At 74.9% G+C, this 5,587-nt stretch carries 2 protein-coding genes; both read right to left on the bottom strand.

Annotation, left to right across the window (positions count from 1 at the left end):
* On the bottom strand, nucleotides 1–1,000 hold a 1,000-nt coding region (locus DQW06_RS20580; RefSeq protein WP_157983523.1), incomplete at its 3' end, for a DUF3068 domain-containing protein.
* The gene (locus DQW06_RS20575) at nucleotides 997–5,517 is read right to left on the bottom strand and encodes an alpha-(1->3)-arabinofuranosyltransferase (protein ID WP_117199124.1); all 4,521 of its coding nucleotides are present in this window, start codon (nucleotides 5,515–5,517) and stop codon (nucleotides 997–999) included. The genes DQW06_RS20580 and DQW06_RS20575, both read right to left, overlap by 4 nt.
* Between the last annotated feature and the right edge of the window lie 70 nt (nucleotides 5,518–5,587).

Below are 5,587 nucleotides of genomic sequence, written 5' to 3'. Positions count from 1 at the left end.
GTTCGGGCCCCCGCTCCGCTCCCCCGTGCGCGTCCCGGCCCCGCCGGGCCCGGACCAGGCCGACCAGCACGACCAGGCCGCCGAGCGGGGCCAGCGTCCACGGCGCCCACGAGGAGAGGGCGCGCAGCAGCACCGAGCGCACGCGGGCCTGCTCGGCCTGGGCCGCGACCTGCTGCTCGGCCAGGACCAGCCGCGCGTACAGCAGGGGCGCCTCACCGCTGTCGTTCTGCGGGCGCAGGGTCTCCGCGCGGGTCTCGTGGGCGTTGACCACGATCCCGCTGACCGGTTCCACCCAGAACGTCCGGCTGACCTCCAGCCAGCGGGTGGCGGTGACCGTGCCCGTGGCCCCGGGGCGGAACAGGGAGGCGGGCACGGGGCGGGCCGAGTCGGGCATCTGCGTGGACTCGATCCACTGGCTGTACCGGCGCACCGGTACCCCCGCCACCTCCTCCCACTCCTGGAACTCCAGCATCGGCGCGGACCGCACCTCGGCGTCGTAGAAGGGGTACTCGCCCTCCCCGTCCCCGGGCGGCCAGAAGTACACCAGCCCCGCCTGCCGGACCGCCCGGTCGCCGTCGACGTGCTCACCGCAGCAGTTGACCGCCCGGCCGGTCTCCCGGTCGACGATGACGCGGCGGCTCCAGTGGTCGATCATCCGGTCGGGCACGGAGGTGTCCACGGACACCTCCCACGCCGACCAGTCACCGCCGTGCGCGGAGGCGTCCACCCGGGTGACCCTGCTGAGCTCGGCCGACTCCACCCACGACCACGTGGAGGTGTCCAGGTAACCGGCGTCCTCGTCCAGCATGCGGATGTCGAACTCGGCCCCGGCGGGCAGCAGGGCCATCCGCTCGTACACGTAGAGCGGGAGCAGGGCGGCCAGGGTGAGCAGGAAGGCGCCCACGGCCACCAGCAGGGTGCCGCGGGGCAGGGAGCGCCCCGGTCGGCGCTCGGGGCCGACCTGGCTGGGGGCGGCCTCCCCCGCGCCGAGCGCGCTCATGTCCGGGCCTCCTCGGGGTCGTTCTCCCACCGGTCGTCGTCCGAGGGGCCCCCGTTGTGGGGAGCGCCGCCGGCCTCATCGCTCACAGGAGTCGCCGGGGTACCGGTAGCACCGTTAGACCCACTGACCCCGGCAGTAGCGGCCAGACCGGCCGCACCGCCGGACGGAGCGGGCCCGTCCGCCCCGCCACCGGCGTCCGCAGCGGCCGCTCGGACGCGGACCGACGGCGGATCGGCGTCGGCGTCCTCGCCGTCGCCCGGCTGGCCCAGGGCCAGCACGAGCCGGACCAGCGCCGGCAGGCACAGCAGCTGGGAGACCCAGCCGCGCAGCGCTCCCCCGAACACCTCGGTCACCTCGTGGAAGGGCATGTACAGCGCCAGGTGGGTACCCGCGCCCATGGCCAGCCCGGCCAGCGCCAACGACACCGCCACCGGCCAGGGCCCCGCCAGAAGCGGCAGCGTCCGCCCGCCCATGGAGGGCCGTCCCGGCTTGGCGTGCCGCAGCCTCCGGGGCGCCCGGCGCCCCAGCCACCACATGCACACCAGGATCACCGCGACCAGGGCGGCACCGACCGCACCGGCCACCCACACCCCGTAGGCCAGGCCCAGCGGCAGCACGACCCGCCGCCCCAGCCATCCGGGCCCGGCGTCGGGCAGGGCGCGGGCGCCCCGCGGGGCCGCGGCCCCGGCCGCCGCGCCCCCGGGCAGCAGGCGCCTGGGCCACAGGGCGGCGACCACCAGCACCGCGGCCAGCGCGGCGCCCACGGCCAGGGCCCGGTGGTAGGCGGTGTCGGGCGCGTAGGTCAGGGTGACGGTGCCCGCGCTGCCCGCGGGCAGCACCCAGGCCTGCTTCCAGCCCTCCAGCCGGATCGGCTCCAGTGCGGCGTCAGCCCCCTCCAGGCGGGCCCGCCAGCCCTCGTTGAAGTTCTCGTTGACCACCAGCAGGCTGTCCTCGGCGACGTCCACGTCGAAGCGGCGCTCGCCCGGACCCCAGGCGTGCACCCGCTCCACCTCGGCCATGGTGACCTCGGGGCGGTCCGAGACGGGGTCGGCGGACTCCACCAGCGCCGAGCGCACCTCGTAGCGGTTGCCCGGATCGACCACGATCCGGTTCCCGCCCCCGACCAGGTCCAGGTCGGTGCAGCTCTCGTAGCGCAGCGGGCGGCCGGTGAGCTGGTCGGCGAGGGTGCCCCGGCTGATCCGCGTCTCCACCCGCTGGTCGTTGACCCGCAGCGTGGGGCCCAGGCCGCACGCGGTGGAGGCGTCGCCCTCGGGCAGCGGCTCCACCGGCTCCACCCCGGGCAGGGTGACGGTGCCGATCTCCAGGGCCTGCCCCTCGGGGCGTTCGAAGGTCACCCGCAGCGACTCCGCGGTGAACTCGGCGAAGTCCACCCGGCCGCTGCCGTCCAGCCACCCCTCGCGCACGGTGCCGCCGCCCTCGACGGTCACCCGGATCGGCCGCAACACGCTGTCGGCGCGCGGGAACTCCACCTCCAGGTGCCCGATCTCGGTGGGCGCGCCCAGCTCGATGTCGAGCCAGGGGTTCTTCTCCTCCGGGTCCGGGTACCAGACGGTGCTCTCGTCGTCGTCCAGCGCGCCCCGGCCCATCGCGGCGGGGTGCTGCACGGCAGTGGAGGAGGCCGTCACGTGCGGGTGGGGGCTGGCCCGGTTGGCGGCGTTCTCCGCCTCCCGGGGGTCGGTGAGCACGACCTCGCCCGAGACCGTGTGCGGGGCGGAGGCCGACTCCGCCGACAGCTCGAACGTGCGGTCCAGGCGGCGCGCGTCCTCGCCCCGCACCTGGAGGTCGGGGTTGCACACCCACACGTGCGAGCCCTCCATGCAACCGGGCGCGGTACCGGTGGAGCCGGTGAACAGCAGCGTTCCGGCGTCGGCGGGGCCGGGGACCCGCAGCGTGCGGGCCGGTTCCAGGCCGGGCACGGAGATCGAGGCGACACCCACCCGGGTGCCGAACCGGTACTCCGGCTCCCAGGCCAGCTCGTCCACGCGCACGCGCAGTGTGGTGGTCGCGCCGGGCGGTGCCGCCAGCTCCTGGGGCTCCTCGGTCTCGGCGACGGGCACCTGCGCCTCGCCGCCGTCGGTGACGAGGGTGACCCGGGAGGGCGGCGGCTCGCCGGGCAGGTGCTCGAAGGCGACGCTGAGCCCGGTCAGGTCCTGGGGCTCCTCGAACTCGACCTCGATCCACTCCCCCAGGGCGCCGGTGAAGGCGCTGGACCGCCAGGAGGTGGTGAGGTCGTCGTCGAGCGCGGCGTGCGGGGCGTGCCCCGGGTCGCGGTCGGCGGCGCGCGCCCCCGCCCCGCTCTCCGCGGAGGAGGCGCGCACCGAGGCGATCCCGACGTCCTCGGCGTGGGCGACGTGGTCCTCCCACGCCGGGTCGAGGACGTCGGGGGCGGGGACGTCGCGTTCGAGCTCCTGGTCCCCGGTGAGGGTGGCCGACACGTTGCGGCGCACATCGGAGTAGACCACCTCGCGGCGGCGGGCGGTGTCGGTGACGACCGTGTCCTGGGCGGCGACCTCCCCGGCTCCGGGGTCGTCCCCGAGCAGGATCGGGCGGTCGTCGTCGACCACCCCCTGTTCGGCCAGGTGGAGCACGGACTCGGGGCCGCCGGTGACCCGCAGCACCTCGTCGGCGGGCACGGTGCCGACGGTGGGCGCGGCGTCCTCCACCTCGTAGACGCTCAGCGCCCGGTAGGGCTGGTCGAACCACTGGGAGGCGGACTGGTGGTCCAGCGAGCCGATGACCGGGCCGAACTCGGCGGCCCGGGTGATGCCCGGCGAGTCGGCCAGGGCCTGGTGGACGCGGGCGGGCCAGCCGCCGTTGTTGCCGGTGCGCTGGAGGTCGTTGCGCACGAGGAGGTGGGTGACGCCCATGCGCGCGAAGGTGTCGGCGAGCCCGGCGGAGCCGCGTCCCGAGGAGACGCGCTGGTCGATCTCGTGGGTGACGCGGGAGACGCCCGCCGAGCCCCACGGGATGATCTGGTGGTTGGTCCAGGCCCCCTCGAACAGCGGTTGCAGGGGTTCGTCCATGGGGCGGCCCCACTCGTACTCGCCGCGCGCCGAACCGGGAAGGGCCATGGTCATACCGCGCTCGTCGGCGCGCGCCTCCAGCCAGTCGGTGGCCTCGTACCAGTAGTCGGGGATCTGCGCGAAGCCGCCCGCGGGGGCGATCCCGACGGTGCCGACGGGCACGAGGGTGGCCGCGAGGACGGCGGCGGTGGCGCCCGCGACGGTGCGGCGCACGCGTCCGGACACGGGCGTGCCCCTGCGGTCGGCCAGGTCCCAGGCCACCACCACGGGCAGGTGGGCCAGGCCCAGCACCAGGGGCAGGCGCACGAGCGCGTCGAACTTGTGCACGTTGCGGAACGGGGAGAGGAGACCGTCGAACAGCTCGCGCATGGTCCCCGCGAAGGGGCCCGTGAGGTCGCCGGTGAAGCCCGCGACGATGACCGCGGTGCCGGTGAGGAGGCTGGCGATGAGGAAGAGCCGTTCGGGGGTGCGCCGGTTGACCAGCCCGGCCAGGCCCAGTCCCGCCACCAGCGCGGTGGCCGCGATCAGCCAGGGGGTGGTGGACAGCTCCGCCCCCGAGGGCAGCGCGGTGTTTCCCTGGTCGGGCAGGAAGCCCATCCAGTTGGAGGTGCCGCGCAGCGCGTTGAGCAGCGAGGTGACGCCGGTGGTGACGGCGGCGTCCTCGGTGTAGGGCATGAACGAGAACACGTACCGCGCCATGAGGAGCAGCGGCGCGACGTACCAGAACGAGGCCAGGACCAGCGCGACCGTCCACCAGGCCGTCAGGCGCCACTTGCGCGGACCGTTCGCCCGGGTGAGCAGGTAGAGCCCCGGCACGACCAGGACGGCCAGTTCGGAGGCGGCGTTGGTGCCGCCGCACAGCAGGAAGGCCAGGCCCGACAGCAGGGCCATGCGGGCGGGAGAGCGGCCGTGCCTGGCCCCGAGCACGAGGGGCAGCAGGATCCACGGCATGAGCAGCATGGGCTGCAACTCGGCGGAGTTGTACGACAGCAGCGTCAGCACGCGGGGGGCCAGCGCGTAGGCGACCCCGGCCAGGATGCGGGTGTTGACGGTGCCGATGCCCAGCGCCCCGGCGACCTTGTACACGCCGGTGAACGCGGCGACGAGCAGGACGGCCATCCACAGGCGCTGGATGAGCCAGTCGGGCATGCCGAGCAGGTCGAACAGCAGGTGGAAGGGACCGTTGGGGAAGAAGTACCCGTAGGCCTGGTTCTGGATCTGGCCGAAGTAGGAGGCGTCCCACAGGTGCAGGGCGCGCTCCATGAACCCCAGGGGGTCGGCCGTCAGGTCGAGCTTGGTGTCGCTGACGATCCTGCCGGGGTCGATGCTGGCGGCCAGCGCTCCCAGGAGCAGGCACACCGTGAGGACCTTCAGCCGGGCCAGGAGGCGGGGATCGGCACCGCCGGGGCCGGTGGAAGGTGGTGTGCGGGAATCCTCCGGTTCGCGCCTGGCGGTGGATTCCGTCGGTGTCACGTCTTCGCTTTCCTGCCTGCTGCCGTGTTCCGGGCGGCGGGGGCGCCCGTGTCGTCGGAGGTGAGGGGGT

The sequence above is a fragment of the Nocardiopsis sp. TNDT3 genome (assembly GCF_003427465.1).
In the GTDB taxonomy this organism is placed as follows: domain Bacteria; phylum Actinomycetota; class Actinomycetes; order Streptosporangiales; family Streptosporangiaceae; genus Nocardiopsis; species Nocardiopsis dassonvillei.
The sequence above is the reverse complement of the archived record's forward strand: the minus strand, read 5'-3'. Positions and strand labels throughout refer to the sequence as shown.